The sequence below is a fragment of the Streptomyces sp. WM4235 genome (assembly GCF_001279725.1).
GTDB lineage: Bacteria > Actinomycetota > Actinomycetes > Streptomycetales > Streptomycetaceae > Streptomyces.
This window is the reverse complement of sequence record NZ_LGDE01000270.1, coordinates 1-519: the sequence shown is the minus strand read 5'-3', so window position 1 is coordinate 519 and position 519 is coordinate 1. Positions and strand designations below refer to the sequence as shown.

Below are 519 nucleotides of genomic sequence, written 5' to 3'. Positions count from 1 at the left end.
TCTCGGCGTGGGTCTTGGCGTGGTTGAGGGTGGCGAGGCTGTTGGTGGAGAGGGCGGTGTGGACGTAGGCGCGGGCGTCGGCGACGGTGGCGTCGGGTCCGAGGATGCGGGTGATGTTGTCGGTGTTGAGGGTGACGGTGTGTTGGGAGCTCGCGGTGACGCCGTGGTCGGTGTCGCGGAAGGTCCAGTACCCGGTGTGGAGGGTCATGAGGGCGGGGAGGGTGACCTGTTTGTAGGCGATCTTGTGGTGGGGGAAGGTGACGCGGTGGGACTTGGTGGTGTGGACGGAGCCGTCCTTGGCGCGGGTGTCCATTTCCAGGGTCTGGACGCCGGGGGTGTCCTCGGTGAGGCGGACGGTGGCGACGTGGGGCAGGCGTTCGGACCACAGGTGGGCTTCGTTGACGAAGTCGTAGGCGTCCTTGGCGGAGCCGTCGATGGTGACGGTGTCCTCGAAGGAGAAGGTGACGTCCTCGGCGCCGTGGGCGAACTCCACGTTCCGCTTCAACGCCGCCAACTCGG

General features: G+C 67.2%; 1 protein-coding gene. It reads right to left on the bottom strand.

The annotated features are described in order from the left end of the window. Positions 1 to 519: aromatase/cyclase (locus ADK55_RS19010; RefSeq protein ID WP_199826565.1), on the bottom strand; the 519-nt coding region annotated here is incomplete at both ends.